The 22,635-nt window shown below is 72.6% G+C and carries 22 protein-coding genes; 6 read left to right on the top strand and 16 right to left on the bottom strand.

Going from position 1 to position 22,635, the window contains the following annotated elements; genetic code table 11:
* Positions 1-19: 19 nt before the first annotated feature.
* The 5 genes from EOE48_RS07600 to EOE48_RS07580 form a co-directional block, all read right to left on the bottom strand.
* Entirely contained in the window at positions 20-1,273 is a 1,254-nt protein-coding gene (locus EOE48_RS07600) for a histidine kinase (RefSeq protein ID WP_127728187.1), read from the bottom strand.
* Positions 1,274-1,418: 145 nt separating this feature from the next.
* On the bottom strand, positions 1,419-1,892 hold the full coding sequence (locus EOE48_RS07595) for a DUF3237 domain-containing protein (protein WP_210249549.1): 474 nt from the start codon (positions 1,890-1,892) through the stop codon (positions 1,419-1,421).
* Positions 1,889-3,112, bottom strand: coding sequence for an ABC transporter substrate-binding protein (locus EOE48_RS07590; RefSeq protein WP_127728186.1), 1,224 nt, complete (start codon positions 3,110-3,112; stop codon positions 1,889-1,891). Before EOE48_RS07590 ends, EOE48_RS07595 begins: the two co-directional genes overlap by 4 nt.
* Before the next feature lie 8 nt (positions 3,113-3,120).
* Positions 3,121-4,008 carry a beta-keto acid cleavage family enzyme gene (locus EOE48_RS07585; RefSeq protein ID WP_127728185.1) on the bottom strand — a complete coding sequence of 296 codons (888 nt, stop codon included), beginning with the start codon at positions 4,006-4,008 and terminating at the stop codon, positions 3,121-3,123.
* A 25-nt stretch (positions 4,009-4,033) separates the two neighbouring features.
* Positions 4,034-5,017 (bottom strand): 3-hydroxyacyl-CoA dehydrogenase NAD-binding domain-containing protein, encoded by a 984-nt coding sequence (locus EOE48_RS07580; protein WP_127728184.1) that lies wholly within the window; start codon positions 5,015-5,017, stop codon positions 4,034-4,036.
* A gap of 138 nt (positions 5,018-5,155) precedes the next feature.
* On the opposite strand from EOE48_RS07580, the gene EOE48_RS07575 reads away from it, so the two are divergent.
* From EOE48_RS07575 to EOE48_RS07560, 4 genes are all read left to right on the top strand, one after another.
* The gene (locus EOE48_RS07575; protein WP_127728183.1) at positions 5,156-5,950 is read left to right on the top strand and encodes a crotonase/enoyl-CoA hydratase family protein; all 795 of its coding nucleotides are present in this window, start codon (positions 5,156-5,158) and stop codon (positions 5,948-5,950) included.
* Between the two features lie 274 nt (positions 5,951-6,224).
* Positions 6,225-7,436 carry an ABC transporter substrate-binding protein gene (locus tag EOE48_RS07570; RefSeq protein ID WP_127728182.1) on the top strand — a complete coding sequence of 404 codons (1,212 nt, stop codon included), beginning with the start codon at positions 6,225-6,227 and terminating at the stop codon, positions 7,434-7,436.
* 10 nt (positions 7,437-7,446) lie between these two features.
* Complete coding sequence (locus EOE48_RS07565) at positions 7,447-7,902, top strand: acyl-CoA thioesterase (protein WP_127728181.1); 456 nt, start codon at positions 7,447-7,449, stop codon at positions 7,900-7,902.
* Positions 7,903-7,994: 92 nt separating this feature from the next.
* Positions 7,995-9,791, top strand: coding sequence for an MBL fold metallo-hydrolase (locus EOE48_RS07560; protein ID WP_127728180.1), 1,797 nt, complete (start codon positions 7,995-7,997; stop codon positions 9,789-9,791).
* 4 nt (positions 9,792-9,795) lie between these two features.
* Here the strand turns inward: EOE48_RS07560 and murA are convergent, their stop codons facing one another.
* Together murA and EOE48_RS29105 are read right to left on the bottom strand one after the other, a co-directional pair.
* Positions 9,796-11,085 carry a UDP-N-acetylglucosamine 1-carboxyvinyltransferase gene (gene murA / locus EOE48_RS07555; RefSeq protein WP_127728179.1) on the bottom strand — a complete coding sequence of 430 codons (1,290 nt, stop codon included), beginning with the start codon at positions 11,083-11,085 and terminating at the stop codon, positions 9,796-9,798.
* 128 nt (positions 11,086-11,213) lie between these two features.
* Positions 11,214-11,384 (bottom strand): hypothetical protein, encoded by a 171-nt coding sequence (locus EOE48_RS29105; protein WP_187371339.1) that lies wholly within the window; start codon positions 11,382-11,384, stop codon positions 11,214-11,216.
* A 239-nt stretch (positions 11,385-11,623) separates the two neighbouring features.
* On the opposite strand from EOE48_RS29105, the gene hemA reads away from it, so the two are divergent.
* Positions 11,624-12,880, top strand: coding sequence for a 5-aminolevulinate synthase (gene hemA, locus EOE48_RS07550; protein WP_127728178.1), 1,257 nt, complete (start codon positions 11,624-11,626; stop codon positions 12,878-12,880).
* A gap of 16 nt (positions 12,881-12,896) precedes the next feature.
* Here the strand turns inward: hemA and EOE48_RS07545 are convergent, their stop codons facing one another.
* The 8 genes from EOE48_RS07545 to EOE48_RS07510 form a co-directional block, all read right to left on the bottom strand.
* A complete protein-coding gene (locus EOE48_RS07545) occupies positions 12,897-13,127 on the bottom strand; it encodes a type II toxin-antitoxin system RelE/ParE family toxin (RefSeq protein ID WP_246154040.1) in 231 nt (76 codons plus the stop codon).
* A complete protein-coding gene (locus EOE48_RS07540) occupies positions 13,091-13,405 on the bottom strand; it encodes a hypothetical protein (protein ID WP_246154027.1) in 315 nt (104 codons plus the stop codon). The genes EOE48_RS07545 and EOE48_RS07540 overlap by 37 nt, the downstream gene beginning before the upstream one ends.
* 74 nt (positions 13,406-13,479) lie before the next feature.
* On the bottom strand, positions 13,480-14,469 hold the full coding sequence (hisG, locus tag EOE48_RS07535; RefSeq protein WP_127728177.1) for an ATP phosphoribosyltransferase: 990 nt from the start codon (positions 14,467-14,469) through the stop codon (positions 13,480-13,482).
* 2 nt (positions 14,470-14,471) lie between these two features.
* Positions 14,472-15,608, bottom strand: coding sequence for an ATP phosphoribosyltransferase regulatory subunit (locus tag EOE48_RS07530; protein ID WP_127728176.1), 1,137 nt, complete (start codon positions 15,606-15,608; stop codon positions 14,472-14,474).
* 88 nt (positions 15,609-15,696) lie between these two features.
* Positions 15,697-17,232, bottom strand: coding sequence for a histidine--tRNA ligase (gene hisS / locus EOE48_RS07525; protein ID WP_127728175.1), 1,536 nt, complete (start codon positions 17,230-17,232; stop codon positions 15,697-15,699).
* Between the two features lie 118 nt (positions 17,233-17,350).
* The gene (locus EOE48_RS07520) at positions 17,351-17,593 is read right to left on the bottom strand and encodes a DUF6894 family protein (RefSeq protein ID WP_127728174.1); all 243 of its coding nucleotides are present in this window, start codon (positions 17,591-17,593) and stop codon (positions 17,351-17,353) included.
* Between the two features lie 79 nt (positions 17,594-17,672).
* Entirely contained in the window at positions 17,673-18,914 is a 1,242-nt protein-coding gene (locus EOE48_RS07515) for an O-antigen ligase family protein (RefSeq protein ID WP_127728173.1), read from the bottom strand.
* Positions 18,915-19,130: 216 nt separating this feature from the next.
* Positions 19,131-20,144, bottom strand: a complete 1,014-nt coding sequence (locus EOE48_RS07510; protein ID WP_127728172.1) for a bile acid:sodium symporter family protein — start codon at positions 20,142-20,144, stop codon at positions 19,131-19,133.
* Positions 20,145-20,279: 135 nt separating this feature from the next.
* Here EOE48_RS07510 and EOE48_RS07505 point away from each other — a divergent pair, with 135 nt between their 5' ends.
* Positions 20,280-21,131, top strand: a complete 852-nt coding sequence (locus EOE48_RS07505) for a LysR family transcriptional regulator (RefSeq protein WP_127728171.1) — start codon at positions 20,280-20,282, stop codon at positions 21,129-21,131.
* Between the two features lie 3 nt (positions 21,132-21,134).
* Here the strand turns inward: EOE48_RS07505 and EOE48_RS07500 are convergent, their stop codons facing one another.
* On the bottom strand, positions 21,135-22,301 hold the full coding sequence (locus EOE48_RS07500) for a helix-turn-helix transcriptional regulator (RefSeq protein ID WP_127728170.1): 1,167 nt from the start codon (positions 22,299-22,301) through the stop codon (positions 21,135-21,137).
* Positions 22,302-22,635 lie beyond the last annotated feature (334 nt).

Genomic DNA, 22,635 nt, shown 5'->3' with positions numbered 1-22,635 from the left:
GCCCGGCACCGGCCCGGCCTCACGGCCACTGGGCGAAGGCCTCGCGCAGGATGCGTTCGCCGGCCGCGCCCTTCTCGATCGTCAGGATCGCGCGCGCGCCCGAGGCGTAGCGGATCGGCAGGTCCAGCCAGGCCCGGTGCAGCAGCAGGTCGCTGTTGCGCTCGATGTCGGCCCTGAGGTTCGACAGCCCGATCAGGAACACGTTGTCGCGCACCGGGACCGGCAGGCCGGAGACCGGCGAGCCGCGGTTGTTCTCGTCGTCCTTGAACTGCACGAGGCCGATGTCGCGCACCGTGCGGCCCGGGTCCGTCGGGGTAAAGGTCAGTTCGATGATGTGCGAGGCCGGCAGGGTCGCGTCGGTGTTGCGGCGCAGGACCATCGCCAGGGTCAGGCCCGCCTCCGGGATCTCGACGTCGGTCCGCACCACCGTCTGAAGGGTCTGACCCTGGCCCGGATTGACCGCGTCGAGCCGCCAGACCGCGCGGCCGGCGAGCGCCCGCGGGCCGTTGTTCGGGCCGCCGGTCTCCTCGACCAGGCTGGCGCGCTGGGCGACCGGGATGTCGGGGTTGGTGCGCGGCGAGGTCGCGTTCGCGGTGGCCGGCGGCTGCGGCGGACGCTCGCCGCCGCCGACCCGGTCGGCGAACTTCGAGTCGACCTTCTCGGCCGGCGGGCGGGCCTCGCTCTCGTCGAGGCTGGTCTGTAGCGCCGCCGGGTTGTCGCGCAGCGACCACGCGGTGAACGCGATCGCCCCGACCACCAGCGCGAGGACGCCGGCCACGATGGCGTTGCGGATCAGCCGCGACCCGCCGGACCGCGGCGTGACCACCTCGATGCGCGGGCGCTGCCGGGCCGGCGCCGCGTCGTCCGTCGCCGGGGCGTCGCCGGGCTCGGCGGGCGCGTCCTCGGAGGCCGGGCGCGGCCGGACCGGCGAGGGCGGGCGGATCGCCACCGGAGGACCGGGCTCCGGCAGGTCGGCATGCGCCGGCGGCGGGGGTTGGGGCTCGGGCTCCGGCGCCGACGGTACCGCGGCGGCGGGCGTCTCGGCCGGTTCGGGCTCCGGCGCCGGGCCGCGCTCGCGCTCCAGCCGGGCGATCGCGCCATCGAGGGACGTCCGCTCGGCCTCGATGTCGTCCTCCGACAGGGGAGGGTCGAGAGAGCGCAGTTGCCCGATCAGGGCGGCGCGGGCGCGCTCGTAGACCGCCTGCCGCATCTCCGGGGAGCTGTCGGGCAGGGCGTCGAGGGCGCGGGCGAGCAGGGGATAGTAATCGGCCATGGTGTGCGCCTGCCATGTCCCGCCCGGAGGCCGAGGTCAAGCGAGGGCAGGGGTGGCATCGACTCCACCGGCCCCGACGGCCTCTCCCGCGCCGGAAGGGCTTCTGATCGCCGCGGCGCACAGGTGCGGATCCTCGCGGCCTCGCTCACCCGACCCGGAACACGCTGAGCGCGACGTGGTCCGGCGCCCGGGCCCCGGTGGCGACGAACAGGCTCGTCGCCATCCAGGCGAGCCGCGGCGCGGCGGTCTCGAAGCGCGGCGCGGTGCGGAAGTAGATCAGGGCCGGGTCAACCGGCTCGCCGCGGCGGATCCGCGCCAGCGCCTCGGGCGGGCCGAAGCGCAGGCCGCTGTTCTCGACGTAGACCAGCGTCCCGTCCGCGGCCTCGATCACGTAGCGGGCGTGCAGGTGGGTGAGCCCGTCGGCCGCGATGGTCTGGTAGTCGGCCCCGCCGGGCAGCACCCGCCCGGACAGGGCCGGACCCGACACGCTCCCGCCGGTGATCGCGATCACCCGGCGCTGACCGGCCGTGGTGAGCCCGATCTCGCACGGCACCGCGACGTCGATGCGGGCGTCGAAGACGTGCTCCAGCGCCGGCGCCGGCAGCAGCGGCCCGCTCACGGCTTGCGCACCAGCGGGCAGTCGCCGGCCTCCATCGACCGGAAGGCGTCGTCGCCCGGCAGCGTCGCGACGCGCTTCATCACGTCCCACGGGCCGGTCGATTCCTCGGGCCGCTTGACCTGGAACAGCGACACGTCGCGCACCACCCGGCCGTCCGGGCGCAGGCGACCGTTCCGGGTCATGAAGTCGTCGATCGGGAGTTCGCGCATCCTGGCCATCACAGCGCCGGCCTCGTCGGTGCCGGCGGCCTGCACCGCCTTGAGGTAGTGCGTCACCGCCGAGTAGACGCCGGCCTGGTAGCTGTTCGGCATCGCCTTCTGGCGGGCGAAGAACCGCTGGGCGAAGGCGCGGGTGGCGTCGTCCGTGTCCCAGTAGAACGCCTCGGCGAGGTACATCCCGCCCGCGACCTTGAGCCCGAGGGCGTGGACGTCCACCGCCGTCATGTAGAAGCCGGCGAGCTTCTGGCTGCCGCCGAGCACGCCGAACTCGGAGGCCTGCTTGACCGCGTTGATCGCGTCGGCCCCGACGTTGAACAGCGCGATGACGCCGGCGCCGGAACTCTGCGCCTGGAGGATCTGCGACGACAGGTCGGGCGAGAGCAGCGGGTGGAACACTTGGCCCACCACCTTGCCGCCGCCGCCCGTCACCACCGGGGTCACGTCGGCGACGAAGGATTTGCCCAGCGTGATGTCGGCGACGATGTAGTACCAGGACTTGTCGCCGGCCTCGACCATCGGCTTGGCGATGGTGCGGGCGAGCGCGTAGGTGTCGATCACCCACAGCGCCCCTTTCGGCGAGCATTGCGCCCCGGTGATGACCGTCGAGCCCGAGCCGGTGATGAGCGCGAGCCTGCCCTTGTCCCTGGCGAGCGCCTGGACGCCCAGCGCGATCGCCGAGTTGTCGAGGTCGGTGATCATGTCGACGCCGTCGTCGTACCAGCGCCGGGCGAGGCTCATCGCCACGTCCGGCTTGCTCTGGTGGTCGGCCTGGACGAGTTCGATCGGCCGTCCGAGGACGGTGGGGCCGAAATCCTCCAGGGCGAGGCGGGCGGCGGTGACGCTGCCGGTGCCGAAATTGTCGGCCATGCCGGTCGACATGTCGGCGAGCACGCCGATGCGGACGGCGCCGCCGGAGATCGCGGGCGCCTCCTTCGGCGTCTGGGCCGCGGCCGGCGCAGCGAGGAGCGTGGCGGCGAGCAGGGTGCGAAGGAGCGCGCGCATGGCCGGCCTCAGGCTTTCACGGCCGGCAGGCCGAGGATGTCGCGGGCCTCGCCCGGCGAGGCGACCTCGTGGTTCAGCTCCTTGATGATCCGCACCGTGCGGGCGACGAGCTGCTCGTTGGTCGCGAGCTGGCCCTTGGCATAGTAGTTGTTGTCCTCGAGCCCGACCCGGACGTGGCCGCCGAGCAGGATCGCCTGGGTGGTCGCCGGCAGTTGCGCCGGGCCGATCGCCGAGACGCAGAAGATCGAGTGCGGCGGCAGCATCCGGATCATCGCCGCCAGGATGTCGTGCGAATACGGCATCGCCCCCTGGAAGCCCTTGTCGGCGCCGAGCACCATGTTGATGTAGTAGGGGGGCTTGTCGTAGCCCTTCTCGATCAGCCGCGTGACGTCCTGCAGGATGTGCTGCGGGCCGAAGACTTCCCATTCCGGCTTGATGCCGCGCTCCTGCATCCGCTTGGCCAGGGCCTCGCAGCGCGACGGCGTGGTGATGACGCAGATCTCGCGCCCGCCATGCACGTCCGCGAAGGTCATGCCGTCGAAGGTCGCCATCTCGGCCCCGGCGTCGCAGCCCTTCAGCCGCTCCTCGAAGCTCGACTCGAACAGCCCGTCGGGCCGCGGCACCAGCATGTCGCCGCTCGATCCGCCGCCGGTCGAGTTGTTGATGACGATGTCGCAGCGCTCGCGGATCAGACCGTTGATCTGCTTGTAGATCCCGGCGTTGCAGGTCGCCTCGTCGTCGGGCCGGCGGGCGTGCAGGGCCGCGATCGCCGCGCCTTCCTTCCACGACCTGTGGACCGACTCGGCGATCTCGTCGGGCTGGGTCGGCAGGTTGTGGTTCTGCGCCTTCGAGGCCATGCCGCCGGTCGGCGCCACCGTCACGATCACCTTGGCCATGGTCGTCTCCTCCGTGGAACGATGGTTATGGGAGTTCACGCGTCCCGCGCTTGCGGCGCACGAGGTCGATCAGCAGGGCGTCGCGCTCGGCCAGCATCGCCGCCTCGTCGCGCCCGGCGAGTTCGTCGGCGAGCCCGGCGACCAGGGCCTGCTTCAGCTCCGGCGTCAGGCGCGGCTCGCCGAGATCGGCCCACATCGCTTCCATCAGCGGCCCGAGATGGTCGAGGGTGTGGGCGAGGCCGCCCGGGCCGCCGGAGAGGTGATTGAGCAGGCAGGGCCCCATCAGCGCCCAGCGCAGGCCGGGCCCGTGCGCGATGGCGGCGTCGATGTCGGCCACGCTCGCCGCGCCGGTGCCGACGAGGTGGAACGCCTCGCGCCACAGGGCAGCCTGGAGCCGGTTGGCGACGTGACCGGTCAGTTCGCGCCGCAGGCGGATCGGCCGCTTGCCGAGGCGGGTGTAGAACGCCATCGCGGTCGCCACCGCGCCCTCGTCGGTCGCCGATCCTCCCACCACCTCGACCAGCGGCACGAGGTGGGGCGGGTTGAACGGGTGGCCGAGCACGACGCGGCCGGGATGGCGGCAGGCGCCCTGGATGTCGCTGGGCTTGAGGCCGGACGAACTCGTCGCCAGCACCACGTCGGGGGCCGCGGCGGCGTCGAGCCGGGCGTAGGTCTCGCGCTTCACGTCGAGGCGCTCGGGGCCGTTCTCCTGGACGAAGTCGGCATCCGCCGCGGCCACTTCCGGCCCGGTGACGAAGCGCAGGCGCTCGGGGGAGGCGTCCGGCGCCAGCCCGATCGCCTCCAGGGCGGGCCACTGCGCCGCCACGGTGGCCCGCAGCCGCGCCTCGGCGCCCGGTGCCGGGTCGCTCGCCGTCACGTCGAGCCCGGCGGCGAGGACCAGCGACGCCCACGACGCGCCGATCACCCCGCAGCCGATCACCGCCACCCGGCGGATGTCCTGGCGATAGATGTCCTGGCGATAAACGGTCTCCGACCGGTTCTCCGGCATCGGCCCGTCCCTCCCTGTCCCGCTCCGGGATTCTCTCGGCCGCCGCGGCGGCCGATTGACCCGGTTCGATTGTTATATCACATTACATTTCAGGTTTGGCAATCCGGCATCGACCGGACCCACGAGGGAGGATCCACCATGCCGGACGAGCTTGCCGGGCTCGGCACCGAATCGCTGCGCGTCGAGCGCCGGGGGGCGGTCGCGATCGTGACGCTGGCGCGGCCGGCCAAGCGCAACGCCCTCGACGACGGCATGGTGCTGGGGCTCGAGCGGATCGTCCGCTCGCTGCCGGAGGAGATCCGCGCCCTGGTGCTGGCGGCGGAGGGCCCGCATTTCTGCGCCGGGCTCGACCTCGCCGAACTGACCGAGCGCGACGCCGCCGCCGGGATGATGCATTCGCGGATGTGGCACCGCGCCTTCCACGAGATCGAGTTCGGCCGCGTGCCGGTGGTGGCGGCGCTCAAGGGCGCGGTGATCGGCGGCGGGCTCGAACTGGCGCTGTCGGCGCATCTGCGGGTGGCCGAGGACAGCGCGTTCTACGCCCTGCCGGAGGGCCAGCGCGGCATCTTCGTCGGCGGCGGCGCCTCGGTGCGGCTGCCGCGGCTGATCGGCGTGACGCGGATGCGCGACATGATGCTGACCGGCCGGGTCCACGACGCCGATGCCGGCGAGCGGCTCGGGATCTCGCAGTACCGCGTGCCCGCCGGCGAGGGCCTGGAAACAGCGATCCGCCTCGCCGAGCGCGCGGCCGGGAACGCGCCGCTGACCAACTACGCCCTGATCCATGCCCTGCCGCGCATCGCCGAGGCCGACCCGGCGATGGGCTTCCTCACCGAATCGCTGATGGCCGCGGTGGCCCAGAGCGACGCCGAGGCCAAAAGCCGGCTGGCGGACTTCCTCGCCGGCCGCGCCGCGAAGGTGGCGAAGGAGTAGCGGCGCCGACAAACCCTCCCCCCTCTGCGGGGGAGGGTGCCCTCCAGCGAGTGCGAAGCACTCGTGCAGGAGGGCGGGAGAGGGGACGCCGGCTCCGGAGAGGTCGCGACCGTCATGACAGGCGCCACGTCCTGCAACGTCGCGCTCCCCTCTCCCGGCTCACTCCGTTCGCCACCCTCCCCCGCAGAGGGGGGAGGGTTAGACGGCGGTGCTGACCAGACCCAACCCAATCAAGAAACCACCCAAACCAAAAACCACCCCAGGAGGAAACGCCATGTCTCTCCGCCCCCTCGCGGCCGGCCTGCTCGCCGCGCTCGCCCTGACCCTCCCTCTCCCCGCCCGTGCCGGCGACCGGCCGGTGCGGATCGGCGTGCTCAACGACCAGTCCGGCCCCTATGCCGACCATCAGGGCCAGGGCTCTGTCATCGCCGCCCGGCTCGCCGTCGAGGATTTCGGCGCCAAGGTCGGGCGCCCGGTCGAGGTCGTGGCCGCCGACCACCAGAACAAGACCGACATCGGCGCCGCGATCGCCCGGCGCTGGTACGACCAGGACGGGGTCGACCTCATCGTCGACGTGCCGAACTCCGCGGTGGCGCTCGCGGTCTCGACCCTGGCGCGGGAGAAGAATCGGGTGTTCATCGGCTCGGGCGCCGGCACCGCCGAGCTGACCGGGCGGCAATGCTCGCCGAACACGATCCACTGGACCTACGACACCTGGGCGCTCGGCCACGGCCTCGCCAAGGCCCTGGTCGCCCAGGGCGGCAGGAGCTGGTACTTCATCACCGCCGACTACACCTTCGGCAAGGATCTGGAGGCGAGCGCCGCCGAGGAGGTCGCGGCGGCCGGCGGCAGCGTCAAGGGCAGCGCCCGCCACCCGATCGGCAGCAGCGACTTCTCGTCCTACCTGCTCCAGGCCCAGGCGTCCGGCGCCGACGTGATCGGGGTGGCGAATGCCGGCGACGACACCTCCAACACCCTCAAGCAGGCGTCGGAATTCGGCATCGCCCCGGCCCAGCGCCTCGCCGGGCTGATCCTCAACGTCACCCACATGCCGGCGCTCGGCCTCAAGGCGACGCAGGGTGTCCACATCGTCACCGGCTATTACTGGGACACCGACGAGGGCACCCGCGCCTTCGCGGCCCGCTACGCCGCGCGCCACCCTCGCCGCGCGATGCCCAACGACATGCAGGCCGGCGTCTACTCGGCGGTGGCGCACTACCTCAAGACGCTCGCGGCCGGCACCGATCCGGCCGACGGCCGCGCTGTCGTCGCGGCGATGAAGGCGATGCCGACCGACGACCCGGTCTTCGGCAAGGGCTCGATCCGCGCCGACGGGCGCAAGCTCCACCCGATGCACCTCCTCGTCACCAAGACCGAGGCCGAGAGCAAGGGCGGCTGGGACTTCTTCAGGATCGTCCGGACGATCCCGGCCGACGAGGCGTGGCGTCCCCTCGCCGCCGGCGGCTGCCCGCTGGTGAAGAGCTGAGGAGGCCGCCGTGACCGCGACCGACGAGCGCGAGGGTTTCTCGCATTCCCGCACCCTGACGATCGAATGGGGTCACTGCGACCCCGCCGGCATCGTCTTCAACCCGAACTTCTTCGGGTTCTTCGACTGGTCGAGCGCGCTGCTGCTCGAAGCCGCGATCGGGCTGCCCAAGCCGGCCCTGCTGGCGGCGCACGACCTGATCGGCATCCCGCTGGTCGAGACCGGGGCGCGCTTCCTCAAGCCCTCGTCCTACGGCGAGACCGTCGAGATCGTCTCGACGGTGGTCGAGGTCGGCCGCTCCAGCTTCGCGATCCGCCACCGGCTGCTCAACGCCGGCACCCTCGCGGTCGAGGGGCGCGAGCGCCGGGTCTGGGCCGGCCACCACCCGGAGGAGCGCGGCCGGATGAAGGCGGCGCCGATCCCCGAGGCGGTGGCCCGGGTCCTGCGGGGCGAGGCCGTGCCCTGATCCGACGCCGCCCCTTCCCGAGGGGCAGCGAAGCAGGCATCATCGCGCCCGTGCGGCGCAGGCCGGGCGGAACCTCGCGGGTGAAGGGCGCCATGCTGGTTCGGTTCTACGGAACGCGCGGCTCGCTGCCGGTGCCCGGGCCCGGCACGGTCCGGTACGGCGGCAACACTTCCTGCGTCTGCGTGCGCTCGCGGCGCGGAACCCTCGTGGTGCTCGACATCGGCACCGGCGCCTACGCGCTCGGGCGCGACCTCACCGCGAAGGGGCTCGCCGGGCGCGGGCACCTGCTCATCACCCACACCCACTGGGACCACATCCAGGGTCTACCGTTCTTCGCGCCGCTGTTCGTGCCCGGCAACGAATGGGACATCTACGCGCCGCGCGGCCTTGGCGCCTCCTTGCGCGAGACCCTGTCGGGGCAGATGCAGCACCGCTACTTCCCGGTGTCCCTCGACCAGCTCGGCGCCACGATCCGCTACCACGAGCTGGTCGAGGGCAGCCTCGCCCTCGGGCCGGACGGCGACGTCGCGGTCGAGGCGCGCTACCTCAACCACCCGGCCCTGACCCTCGGCTACCGGCTCCAGGCGGACGGGGCGAGCCTCGTCTACGCCCTCGACCACGAGCCCTACGCCGCCTGCGCCGCCGAGGGCCGCACGCCCCTGCGCGGGCCCGACCGCCGCCACGCCGAATTCCTCGACGGCGCCGACCTCGTGATCCACGACGCCCAGTACACCGCCGAGGAATACCGCGACCGGCAGGGCTGGGGCCACAGCACGGTCGAGTACGCCCTGCGGGCGGCGAAGGGCGCCCGGCGCCTCGCGCTGATGCACCACGATCCCCTGCGCGACGACGACGCCCTCGACGCCCTGGTCGCCCGCTACCGGGCGACGTCGCCCGGCCCGGACCTGATCGCGGCGGCGGAGGGCCTGAGCCTCGACCTGACGCAGACCGGGGCCGCGGCGCATCGCGGCGGAGCCAGCGCCGAGCGCGCGCCCGACACCGCCCGGACCGAGGCCGCCGTGGTGCTGGCCGCCGCGGATCCGGCTCTGGGCGCGCGGATCGCCGGCCTGCTGGCGGAGGACGAGGTGCCGGTGCACGCGGTGGCGGTGCAGCCGGAGGCGGTCCGGGCGGCGGTGGCGCGTCACCGCCCGGCCCTGGTGGTGCTGACCGACGGGACTGGGACCGGCCCGGCGGTGGCGGCGATCTGCGACGCCCTCGGCGCACCCGGCAGCGACCCGGAGGCGAGGCCCGCCCTCGTCCTGGCGGCGGCCGGCACCGACCCGGCGCGCGACGAGGCGCTCGGCCTCGCCGACCGGCTCGCGGCGCCGTTCACCGACGCCTTCGCCCGCACCCGGCTGCGGGCGTGGCTGATGCGCGAGACCTGCCGCTGGGAGCGGGCGGTGCCGGGGCCCGACGAGGCCGGGCGGCTGGCCGCCGTGGCCGGGCTCGCCCTGCTCGACACGCCGGCGGAGGAGCGCTTCGACCGCATCGTGCGCCTCGCCGCCGAGGCCCTCGCGACGCCCTACGCCGCCCTGACCCTGATCGACCGCGACCGGCAGTGGTTCAAGGCGTCGATCGGCCTCGGCTTCCGGGAATCGGCCCGCGACCTGTCGCTGTGCGACCACGCGGTCGCGGCCGCCGGCCGCGGCGCGGCGGACGCGCTGGTGGTCCCCGACACCCACGGCGACGGGCGCTTCGCCGACAACCCGGTCGTCACCGGGCCGCCGCATATCCGGTTCTATGCCGGGCAGCCGCTGGTGCTCGCCGGCGGCCACTGCATCGGCACCCTGTGCGTCGCCGACACCCGCCCGCGCGATCCGGACGGCGAGGCGCTGGCGCAACTGCGCCGCCTCGCCGGCCTCGCCCTGGCGGAAGCCGAGGGGCGCTGAGGATTCAGGCGCGCTCGCGGCGGATCTCGGCGCCGCAGCGGCCGAGCTTGGCCTCCAGCGCCTCGAAGCCGCGGTCGAGGTGGTAGACCCGGTTGATGATCGTCTCGCCCTCGGCGGCGAGGCCGGCGATGACGAGGGAGACCGACGCGCGCAGGTCGGTCGCCATCACGGGCGCGCCCTTCAGCCGGTCTACGCCCTCGACCACCGCGAGGTCGCCCTCCAGCCGGATCCGTGCGCCGAGCCGGGCCAGCTCCTGCACGTGCATGAACCGGTTCTCGAAGATCGTCTCGCGGATGTGCGACTGGCCCCGGGCGCGGGTCATCAGCGCCATGAACTGCGCCTGGAGGTCGGTCGGGAAGCCCGGGAACGGATCGGTGGTGACGTCGACGGCGGCGACGCCGGCGCCGTTGCGGCGCACCCGGATGCCGTCGGCGGTCGGGGTGACCTCGGTGCCGGTGGTGGCGAGGATGTCGAGGGCGCTGTGCAGCAGGTCGGCGCGGGTGTTCTCCAGCGTGACGTCGCCGCCGGTCATCGCCACCGCCATGGCGTAGGTGCCGGTCTCGATCCGGTCGGGCAGCACCTCGTGGCGGGTGCCGTTGAGGCGCGACACCCCCTCGACGACGATGCGCGGCGTGCCGGCGCCCTGGATGCGGGCGCCCATCTTGGTCAGGCAGGCGGCGAGGTCGACCACCTCCGGCTCGCGGGCGGCGTTCTCGATCACCGTGGTGCCGTTGGCCAGCACCGCCGCCATCAGGGCGACGTGGGTGCCGCCGACCGTGACCTTCGGGAAGTGGATCTCGCCACCGCGCAGGCCGTTCTTCGTCCGCGCCACGACGTAGCCGCCGTCGATCTCGATCGTCGCGCCGAGCTGCTCCATCGCCATCAGCAGCAGGTCGACCGGCCGGGTGCCGATGGCGCAGCCGCCGGGCATCGACACCCGCGCCTCGCCGAAGCGGGCGAGCAGGGGCGCGATCACCCAGAAGCTCGCCCGCATGGTCGAGACCAGATCGTAGGGCGCCGTGGTGTCGATGACGTTGGAGGCGGTGAGCCGGATGGTCTGGCCGGTCTCGGTGGTCTGGCCCGGGCGCTTGCCGACGACCATGTGGTCGACGCCGTGGTTGCCGAGGATGCGCAGCAGCGCGGTGATGTCGGCGAGCCGCGGCACGTTGGCGAGTTCGAGCGTCTCGCCGGTGAGCAGGCTGGCGATCATCAGCGGCAGGGCCGCGTTCTTGGCGCCCGAGATCGGGATGACGCCGTGCAGCTTTGCCCCGCCGACGATGTGAATGCGGTCCATTGTCGAATCCCTCGTGCGGCGCCGCGCGGCTCGCGCCGCGGCACCGTCCCCTCGTTGCGTCGGCTCGGCCCGAGCCCTCCGGTCACGTCGTAAACACGAAAAGCGGCAACCGAACGGCTACGCTTGCCTCAACGCACGTCGCGACGGACCGGATCCGTCGCCTCCGGCGATGGCTCCGGCGCGTCTTCTTCCGGCCCGGCGGCGGCGCGGCCGCGGGCCTGCGCCTTGCGCCGCTTGAGGTTGTCCCTCAGCGCCGCGCGCAATCGCTGCGACTTGTCGTCGTCGCGGGTTCCGTTCATCGCCCCGTTTCCCTCGCGCGACCCATCGTCGCCATGACCATTTTCCGGGTTCCTTGCCCGTGCGGGAGGCGCGACAACCACCCCGCCGCCTTGGAGCTGCTCCAGTTCCAGGGACGAGCCATATCAGCGCGAACACGGCGCGACCACGGCAGGCTTCGCGCCTGCGCCGCACGACGGGCCCCCGAGGCCCGCCCGGTCCCGCCCCGGACCCCCGGTCCGGCCAGCCTCGTAGGACCCCGATGCCCGACCGTCACACCGCGACCGACTACCAGTCCCTGTTCCGCGGCGCCCTCGATCGCCTGCACGGCGAGCGGCGCTACCGCGTGTTCGCGGATATCGAGCGGGTGGCCGGCCGGTTCCCCACCGCCCTGTGGCGCCAGCCCGACGGCGGCACCCGGGAGATCACGGTGTGGTGCTCCAACGACTATCTCGGCATGGGCCAGCACTCGGCGGTGGTCGCGGCGCTGACCGAGACGGCGCGGCGCTGCGGCGTCGGCGCCGGCGGCACCCGCAACATCGCCGGCAACAACTCGCCGCTGGTCGACCTCGAGCGCGAACTCGCCGACCTGCACGGCAAGGAGGCGGCGCTCGTCTTCACCTCGGGCTACGTCTCGAACCAGGCCGGCATCTCGACGATCGCGAAGCTGATCCCGGACTGCCTGATCCTGTCGGACGCCTTCAACCACAACTCGATGATCGAGGGCATCCGCCACTCGGGCTGCGACAAGGTGGTGTTCCGCCACAACGACCTCGCGCATCTCGAGGAGCTGCTGCGTGCGGCCGGCGACCGGCCGAAGCTGATCGCGTTCGAGAGCGTGTACTCGATGGACGGCGACGTCGCGCCGATCGGGGCGATCTGCGACCTCGCCGACCGCTACGGCGCGATGACCTACCTCGACGAGGTCCATGCGGTCGGCCTCTACGGCGCGCGCGGCGCCGGCATCGCCGAGCGCGACGGCGTGATGCACCGGGTCGACGTGATCGAGGGCACGATGGCCAAGGGCTTCGGGGTCGTCGGCGGCTACATCACCGGCAGCAGCGCCCTGTGCGACGCGGTGCGCAGCTTCGCGCCGGGCTTCATCTTCACCACCGCCCTGCCGCCGGCGATCGCCGCCGCGGCCGCGGCCTCGATCCGCTACCTCAAGGGCTCGCAGGCCGAGCGCGCGGCGCACCAGCGCCAGGCCGCCCTGACCAAGCAGGCCCTCGACGACGCCGGCCTGCCGGTGCTGGCGACCGAGACCCACATCGTGCCGCTGATGGTCGGCGACGCCGAGTTGTGCAAGGCCGCGGCCGACCGGCTGCTGGAGCGCCACGGCATCTACATCCAGCCGATCAACTACCCGACCGTGCCGCGCGGCACCGAGCGCCTGCGCATCACCCCCTCGCCGTTCCACGACGAGGCCCACATCGCCCGCCTCACCGACGCCCTGGCGGAGGTGTGGGACGCCCTGTCGCTGCCGCGGGCCGGGACGGTGTTCAAGGAGGCGGCGGAGTAGGCGGCGCGGCTCGCCTTCAACCGAGCCCCCGCCTCGATTGCGCGGCATGCCGGACGGTGATGATCGTCACCGTCCCGGCTCCCTCATCGACGGTGTAGTAGACCAGATAGGGTAGCCTCGGGACGACGAAACGGCGGATCCGGGGGCGCACCCTCCGTCCGACATCCGGGTAATGCGCGATCAGCGTGAACGCGCTGCGGATCGCTTGCCTCACATCGTCCGCGGCACCCGGATGATGGGCCTGGATGTAGGTCGAGGTCTCCCGGAGACGGCGGATCGCCCGGTCGGAGACGACGAGGTTCCCCGGTCGAAACTACGGAACGCAGCTTCGACCTCCTCGTCCGTTGCAACCTCGCCGCGGTCGATCTCCGCCAGTCCCTCGATCACGTCCTGGAGATGATCCGGGTCGATCTCGTCGGCTTCGCCTGGGCTCAGCAAACTGAGAATCGCCTGGGCGATCGCATCCTGGTCGGCAGGCGGCATCTGCCGCACGGCGTCCATCGCCTGTTCGAGCAACTTGGTCATGCACGAGACCCTGGGACCGGCGCCGGCTCCCGGCCGGCGCGTCGCCAACACTCTCGCGCAGCGTCATGCGGGGGTCAAATCCGTCCGAACAGCCGCTCGACCAGGGGGTTCTCGGCCGCGAAGGCGTAGTCGATGCGGCGCACGCTGACCGCCTGGGCGCCGGCCGCCGCCAGCGACCCGGCGAGGTCGAACACCGCGTCGGCGGGGCAGCGCATCACTATCTCGCCTCGTCCCTCGGGGGCGCCGTAGGGCAGTTCGGCCGCGTGCAGGCCCGCGATGGCGGCGAGGTCGATCTCGCCGGAGGCCGGCATCCCGGCCCGGACCTCGCGGGTGGTGCGGGCGCGCTCCTCGGCGCCGATGCGGCCGAGCACCGCCGTCACTGCGGCCCGGGCCCGCTCGCCCCAGGGGGCGGCGAGGGAGGCGACGAGGTTCGCCTCCGAGCGCAGAATGACCCCGTCGTCGAGCACCTTGAGGGCGTTGGCGGCGAGCGTCGCGCCGGTGGTGGTGATGTCGACCACGATCTCGGCGCTGCCGGCGGCGGGCGCGCCCTCGGTGGCGCCGAGGCTCTCGACGATGCGGTAATCGGCGACGCCGTGCTCGGCGAAGAAGCGGCGGGTCAGGTTGACGTACTTGGTGGCGATGCGCAGGCGCCGGCCGTGGCGCAGGCGCATGTCGATCGCGACCTCGTCGAGATCGGCCATCGAGCGCACGTCGATCCACGCCTGGGGCACCGCCACCACCACCGTGGCATTGCCGAAGCCGAGGCGGGTCAGCAGCTCGACCCGGTCCTCGGAATCCGGCAGCGTCTCGCGGATCAGGTCCTCGCCGGTGATGCCGAGATGGGCCGCGCCGCTGGCGAGCTGGCCGGCGATCTCGGAGGCCGAGAGGTAGCGCACCTCGACGTCGGCGACGCCCTTGAGGTGGCCGCGGTAATCGCGCACGCCGCTGGTCTGGGCGAGCGTCAGCCCGGCGCGGGCGAAGAAGGCGGCGGCGTTCTCCTGCAAGCGGCCCTTGGAGGGGACGGCGAGGACGAGCGGCCCGTCGGTGGCGGCGATCTCGGCCATGGTCACAGCCCCTCCCGCGGGAACGCCCGCTCGAGCCAGAAGGCGCAGCCGACCGCCGGGATCGGTTCGGCGCTGCCGAGGTGGCGCAGCAGGCCGTCGTAGCGGCCGCCGCCGACCCAGGGGCGGTCGCCCTCGCTTCCGGCGATCTCGAAGATGAAGCCGGTATAGTAGTCGAGGTTGCGGGCGAAGCGGCCAGTGAACCGGTAGCGCTCGATCGGCAGGCCGCTCGCCGCCATGAACCCGGCGCGCTCCTCGAACAGGGCGAGCGCCGCCGCGAAGCCCGGCGCGTCGAGCCCGGCCCGGCGGCCGAGGTCGCGCACGGCACCCGCCGCCGCATCGGGGTCGCCCGCGATGGCGAGATACTCGTCGATCACCGCGCGTGCGCGCGGCGACAGGCCGGCGCCGCCGCTGCCCTGCGCCGCCGCCTTGGCGAGGAAGCGCTCGGCGATCTCGCCGGCGGTGCGCCCGCCGACCCGGCTGATGCCCGCGATGGCGAGCACGTCCTCGACGAAGGCGCGCACGCCCTGCGGATCCTGGCCCTGGATCGCGCTGAGCAGGCCGGCATGGGCGGCGTCGACCGCGACCGGCGCCGCGAGGTCGTCCAGGGAGCGGCCGGCGGCGATGGCCCGCAGGCAGCGCCGCCGCGCCGCCGGGGTGACCCCGAGGGCGTCGAGGAGCGCCGAGGTCAGCCCCATGTCGCCGAGGCGGACCTGTCCGTCCTCGCGCCCGAGCCGCGCCAGCCCCTCGACGGCGAGCGCCAGGATCTCGGCATCGGCGGCCGGGGTGTCGGTCCGGCCGATCGACTCGATCCCGCCCTGATGGAACTCGTCCGGCTCGTGGCCGCGCAGGCGGAAGACCGGGCCGAGATAGCTGTACTCCGCCGGGGCCTCGCCGGCGGTGGCGCGGTGGTGGCGGCAGACGGGAATCGTGTATTCCGGCCGCAGGCACAGCTCGGCCCCGGCCTCGTCCTGGGTGACGAAGATGCGCCGGCGGATGTCCTCGCCCGACAGCTCCAGGAACGGCTCGATCGGCTGGAGCACCGGCGGCTCGATCCGCGCGTAGCCGCGTCCCTCGAACAGCGCCAGGAGACGCTCGTGCGCTGCCGACGGCCGCTGCGCCGCCGCTCCGTTCCCTGTCATCGGTCCTGATCCGTCCTTACGGGCGCCCGTCTAGCAAGGGAGCGCCCGGTTGGCGACGCCCGTCACTGCTTAGCGTGAACGGCTCGGCTCACCCGCCGAAATGGCGTCCCACCACCTCGCGCACCCGCGCCACCATCTCGTCCTCGGGCACCGAGAACTGGGCCGGCCGGGCGGCCTTCCACTCGGCGTTGCTGGCGATGGCCTCGGCCGCGCGGGCGCCCTCGATCAGGTCCTTGATCTGGACCTCGCCGCGGGCGCGCTCGTCGCTGCCCTGGATGACGACGCAGGGCGCGCCGCGGCGGTCGGCGTACTTCATCTGCGCCTTCATGCCGGAGGCGCCGAGATAGAGTTCGGCGCGGATGCCGGCCTGCCGCAGCGACGCGACGAGGCGCTGGTAGGCCGGGATCTCCTCGCGGTCGAGGACCAGCACCACCACCGGGCCGGGCTTGGCGTGCCCGGCGACGAGCGGCGAGCGGATGATCTGGAGCGCCGAGAACAGACGCGACACGCCGACCGAAAAGCCGGTCGCCGGCACCGGCTCGGAGCGGAAGCGCCCGACGAGGCCGTCGTAGCGCCCGCCGCCGGCGACCGAGCCGAAGCGCACGGTCTGGCCGTCCTCGTCCACCACCGGGAAGGTCAGCTCGGCCTCGTAGACCGGGCCGGTATAGTATTCGAGCCCGCGCACCACCGAGGGGTCGGCCCGCACCCGGTCGTGGCCGTAGCCGGCGGCCTCGCACAGCCGCATGATCGCGTGCAGTTCGGCGATGCCCTCGCGGCCGGTCTCGGACGATCCGACCACCTCGCTCCAGCCGCCGAAGAACGCCTCCCAGAAGGCGAGCCGGTCGCCGTCGTGGGTCGGCGCGGCCTGGAACGAGACGTAGCGCAGGATGCGCTCGATGGCGTCGTCGGCGAGGCCCGCGCCCCTGGTGAAGTCGCCGCTCTCGTCCTTGCGGCCGGGGCCGAGCAGCAGGCGCACGCCGTCCGGCCCAAGTCGGTCGAGCTTGTCGATGGCGCGCAGCACAGTGAGGCGGCGCCCGGCCTGCTCGAGGCCACCGAGGCCGATCGCCTCCATCACGCCGTCGAGGACCTTGCGGTTGTTGACCTTCACCACGTAGTCGCCGCGGGCGATGCCGACCCGCTCCAGGGTGTCGGCGGCCATCATGCAGATCTCGGCATCGGCCGCGATGCTGGCCGAGCCGACGATGTCGGCGTCGAACTGCATGAACTGGCGGAACCGGCCCGGGCCCGGCTTCTCGTTGCGGAAGACGTAGCCGGCGCGGTAGCTGCGATAGGGCTTCGGCAGCGCGTCGAAATGCTCGGCGACGTAGCGGGCGAGCGGCGCGGTGAGGTCGTAGCGCAGCGACAGCCAGCTCTCGTCGTCGTCCTGGAACGAGAACACGCCCTCGTTCGGGCGGTCGAGGTCGGGCAGGAACTTGCCCAGCGCCTCGGTATACTCGATGAACGGGGTCTCGACCGCCTCGAAGCCGTAGAGCTCGAAGCTCTCGCGGATCTTCTCCAGCATCCGGTGGGTGGCGGCGATGTCGGCGGGTCCGCGGTCGACGAAGCCGCGCGGCAGGCGGGGCTTGAGGGTGGCGGCCTTCTCGGCCTTCGCGGGCTTGGACATGAGACTTCAGACGTTCCGGTCGTGACGGGGCCCGCGGGGGCCGCAGGGCGGCGCGGGGATCCGGGGCCGGCCGGCTCTAGACCATTTGCCCGCGCCGGCCAACCGCAGTGGGCCCGCCTCAGCCGCCGGCAGGGGCCGCGACCGGGAGACTGAGATCGAGGCCGAGCAGCAGGTTGCCGGCGGAATCCGTCGCCTCCAGCCGCCAGCGGCTGCCGAAGGCCACGCTCTGCACGGGATCGCGCAGGATCTCGCCGACGAGGCGCAGCGCCTCGTCGCGGGCCCCGGCGGCATCGGGCAGCTCCACTCCCTCCGGGTCGAGCAGGGTGCGACCGTCGATGATGTGGAAATGGTAACGCGGCAAGACTGTTCCCCTCTTCCCGTGCGCGACGCGCACGGTGCCCGCCCCGCAGGCCGGGACGGACGATGCGGCGGCGCCGCGCTCAGCCGGTCTCGGCCCGCCCCGCGCTCCAGCGCCGGCGGGCCGCTTCCAGTCCCCACACCATGCCGAGCATCATGTAGACGTGGCGCCATTTCTCGACGTCAATCTGGAGCGCCTGCAGGAAGAAGACCAGCAGGGCCGGGACGACAATTTGGGCGAGCCTGCGGGAGGGCGAGGCGACCAGCATCAGCCGGACGCCGACGAAGGCGGTCGTCCCGACGAGGAGCAGGAAGGTCACTCCGGCGAGCCAGCCGCCGTTGGAGAACGAGCCGATGTAGGAATTGTGCGGCTCGACCTCGAAGGTGCGGCGCCAGCGCAGCGGGCCCATGCCGAGCGGTTCCTCGACCAGCATGCCGAGGCCGCGCAGCTGGTTGCCGAAGCGCCCGGTCTCGCCCTCGTCGTAGTCCTGGGTCACCGACGCCCGCTGCGACAGGGTCTGGGCGACGCTGCCGACCGACAAGAGGGCCGCGAAGGCCAGGAGGGCGAGGCCCAGCGTGACGCCGGAGAGCAGCGCGATGCGCCGGCGCAGCGGCCGGGAGGCGCAGCGGTACAGGCACGCGACCATGATCGCGGTCGCCACGATCGTGGCGCCCCACGAGCCGCGGGAGAACGACAGCAGGACGCCGGTCATCAGGACGAGCAGGCCGGCGACCGACAGCACCGGGTGGCGGGCGCGGCCGCCGAGCAGGTTGTGCATCAGGTAGAGCGCGCCGAGGATCAGGAACGAGCCGAACACGTTCGGGTCCTGGAACGTGCCCGAGGCCCGGCCCCAGCGGCTGAACAGCCCGTCCTCGCCGATCAGCCCGAGATAGCCGCCGATGCCGAGGCCCGCCGAGAACAGGGTGCTGGCGGTGTAGACTTTCAGCGCCAGCTCCATCCGGCGGTCGACGTCGTCGGAGAAGAACATCGCGAAGAAGATGCCGGTGACGACGAGGTAGGCGAGCTGGATCGTCCAGGTCACCGGCAGCGTCTCGTCGAGGTAGGGCGTCAGCGCGACGACGACGGCGCCGAGATAGAGCAGCATCAGCCCGGCGAAGGGCAGCGCCCCGCGATGGAGCCGGATGCCGAGGCCGAGCCAGACCAGGATCGTCGGCACCGCGACGACATCGTAGGGCGCCACCTCCGAGAAGGCGAAGCAGGCGAAGAAGATGAAGCCCGCCATCAGGGCGAGGCCGAAGCCGTGCAGCGCCCGGCGCACCGGAACGGCGGCGAGGTTCCGGCGCGGCAGGACGAGGGTGCTCATCGGGGGTCTCCGCTCGGGTCCGGAGGGACCTGCCGTCGCGGAGAGACTTCGCCTGAAACGGTTTGCGCCGGCTGAAGCGACAGGGTGAACGAACGGTTCACGCCCCCTCAAGCGCGCGGCCCCGCCGCAGGGAATGCGACGGGGCCGGTCGAGGAAGCGAGCCGTTACGCAACCCTGGCTCGCGACGGAGAATGACGCGAAGCGGTGAATCCTTCGTCAACGCGGCCGCGGCGCGAGCGTCGGGGCGAAGGCCGCGGCCTCGCGCGCCTCGACCTCGGCGGCGCGGCGGGCGTAGCGGCGGGCCAGCGCCGCGCAGGCGAAGAGCTGGACCTGATGGAAGATCATCAGCGGCAGCACCACGCCGCCGACGTCCTGGCCGGCGAAGATGACGTTGGCCATCGGTACGCCGGAGGCGAGGCTCTTCTTCGAGCCGCAGAACACGATCGTGATCTCGTCCTCGCGGGAGAAGCCGAGGCGGCGGCTGGCGACGGTCGTGACCGTGAGCACGATGGCGAGCAGAACCACGTCGACGACCAGCATGGTGACGAGCGCCGGCAGCGGCGTGCGCGACCACAGCCCCGAGGCGACGGCGTGGCCGAAGGCGAGGTAGACCACCAGCAGGATCGAGCCGCGATCGACGATGTTGGTGAGCGGCTTGTGGCGGTTGAGGACGCCGCCGAGCCAGGGCTGGAGCAGTTGGCCGAGGACGAACGGCGCGAGGAGCTGGAGCAGGATGTCGCCGACCGCCTTCCACTCGAAGCCCGAGCCGTGGACCGACAGCAGGGCGGTGACGAGGAGCGGCGTGAGGAACATGCCGATGATGTTGGACGCCGAGGCCGAGCACACCGCCGCCGGCACGTTGCCGCCGGCCATCGACGTGAAGGCGATCGAGGACTGCACCGTCGAGGGCAGCACGCACAGGAACAGCACGCCGGCGGCGAGCGTCGGGGTGAGGAGCGTCGGGCTCAGCAGGCCGGCGGCGAGGCCGAGCACCGGAAACAGCCCGAAGGTCGCGAGGAACACCACGAGGTGGAGCCGCCAATGCGCCAGCCCGGCCACCGCCGTGCGCCGGTCGATGCGGGCGCCGTGCAGGAAGAACAGCAGCGCGATGCCGGCATTGGCGACGAGGGAGACGATCTCCTCCGCCCGGCCCTGAGCCGGCAGCACGGTGCCGAGGGCGACCGTGACGATGAGGAGCAGCGTGAAGGTATCGGGGCGGAAGCGCGACATCTCGGGGTCCGGCGGATCGGGGATTCCGGCACTGTAACCCGCCGGTCGGGCCGGCGGTACGCCGACGGCCGCGATGACTGGCATCACGACTCGTGATAAACCGGCGAGGTTTCATGCGGGAGGCTGCGGGAGCCGATGACCCGGCTGATCGACCCGGTGCTGCTGCGCAGCCTCGCGACGGTGGTGCGCAGCCGCAGCTTCAGCCGCGCGGCCGAGCAGCTCGGCCTGCGGCAATCGACGGTGAGCCAGCACGTCCAACGGCTCGAGGCCCAGCTCGGCCGCCGCCTGCTCCTGCGCACCACCCATTCCCTCGGGCTGACGCCGGAGGGCGAGGCGGTGCTGGCCTTCGCCCGCAGCGTGCTCGACGCCCATGAACGGCTGGAGCGCACCCTCGCCGGCGGCGCGGTCCGGGGCCGGCTGCGCTTCGGCGCGTCCGAGGACTTCGTGCAGAGCCGGCTGTCGGAGGTGCTGCGCGACTTTCGCGCCGCCTATCCGTCGGTCGACCTCGAACTCAGCGTCGCGCTGACCGGCCTGCTCAACGACGCGCTGGCCCGGGGCGAGCTCGACCTCGTGCTCGGCAAGCGCCATGTCGGCGAGACGAAGGGCGTGCTGGTGCGGCGCGACCGCCTCGCCTGGGTCGGACTGCCGCAGGCGGCGCCGGAGCGGGGCGAGCCGGTCTCCCTCGTCACCTTCCCGCCGCCGAGCATCACCCGGGCGATCGCGCTGGCGGCGCTGACCGCGGAGAGCCGGCCGTGGCGCATCACCTGCACCTGCGCCGGCCTGAGCGGGTTGCGGGCGGCGGCTCTTGCCGGGGTCGGCGTGATGGTGCAGCCGCGCAGCCTAATCCCGGACGGGTTGCAGGACCTCGCCGGCAGCGACCTGCCGCGCCTCGCCGACGTCGAGTTCGTCCTCGACGGCCCGGGCCTGCGCCGCGAGCCGGGCCGGACGCTGGCCCACGAGATCCTGAACGCCGAGATCTGGGACTGAGCGTCAGGTGAACAGGAATGGGCTGCCGTGGGCGGCGACCTGCTTGACGAGATCGGATTGCCGGCGGGCACCAGTCTTGGCGAACAGCGAGCCGAGATGGGTCTTGACCGTGGTGGCCGACAGGCCGAGGGCGGCCGCCATCTCGCTGACCCCGGCATTGGCCATCACCGCCTGCAGCACCTTGATTTCGCCCGGGGTCAGCCCGTGCAGCTTCGCCACCAGTTCGATGCCCGAGACGATCGGGATCTCGGCCCGGCGCACGAACACCGCCGCGCTCGCCGGCCCGCCCTGGCTGGAGCGCAGGCGGTCGCCGGCGGCGAGCGGCAGGATGTGGGCGAGGTAGCGCTCGCCGTCGCGGCCTGGGAGGACCAGCGACGCCTCCGGCGCCTCCGTCGAGACCGCGTGCGGCGACGCGGTGGCGGCGAGCGCGGCGCGCAGCTGCTTCTCCTCCTCACGGCCGGCGGCGTGCAGGATGCCGTCGCGGGCGACGAGCGGGTCGCCGCGGTCGAGCAGGGCGCGACCCGGCTCGTTGGCGTAATCGATCCGGCCGTCGGCATCGACGAGCAGGGCGCCGGCGGCGACGCGGTCGAGCACGGCTTCCAGGTTGGCCGCCTGGGTGCGGCGCCCGTCGATCTCCCGGCCGATCGCCGCCGCCCGGCGGATATGCGGCACCAGCAGGGTCAGCCGCCGGCGCATCTCGTCGTCGACGTAGCCCTGCTCGCGGCTGCGGCGGACCGTGAACGACGACACGGTCATCGCGAAGCGATGCAGGTTGACCCCGATGACGTCGACATAGCCCTGCGGCGCCACCCATTCCTGGAAGAAGCGGGTCTTGGCGAACTCCTGGTGCGGGATCAGGTCGCCGCCGCTGAACACCACGCCCGGCTGGACGAACGACATCGCCGGGAAGAACGGATTGATCGCGATGTAGTCCCGCAGGTAGGATTCGGTGTAGGCCGGGTCGTCTCCCCAGCTATGAAACACCACCGCGGCTTGGGTGGTCGAATCCTGCCAGAAGATGTTGACGCCGGCACCGTCGAGGAAGCGCGCGGCCCGTTCGAGGGTCTCGGTCCACTGGCCAGGATCGAGTGCCGCGTCGTAGAAGGCACCGATCAGGTGCGAGAGCTGCTCGGCATCCGTGTCCTGCATCGGCACAATGACGCCCTGCACCAGAGATCGGCCCGCCGCGTCCCGCGAGTGGTCGCGGGACCACGGTCTTCGTGGCTAGCACGACACGGGACGTAATCCAAACCTACGAAGGATTGAAGTCCAGGAATCAACGTGCCGTCCGATTGGGCAATCCCGTCGAATGCGCGCCAATGCAGGCTGCACCGGCACCAGTCTCGAACGGGAAAGCGACGGCCGCAGCGACTTCACAGGGGCGATCACATTCTTGGACGGCGATGGCGCGGCCTTTCCAAGCCATGCGAACACCACTCCCTGGACGAAACCGATCTGGGCGCCGCAGGCCGCCGTCCGGTGCAGGGCGGCAGCCGGGCCCCGG

The organism is Methylobacterium oryzihabitans, from assembly GCF_004004555.2.
In the GTDB taxonomy this organism is placed as follows: domain Bacteria; phylum Pseudomonadota; class Alphaproteobacteria; order Rhizobiales; family Beijerinckiaceae; genus Methylobacterium; species Methylobacterium oryzihabitans.
This window is presented reverse-complemented; position numbering and strand designations above follow the sequence as displayed.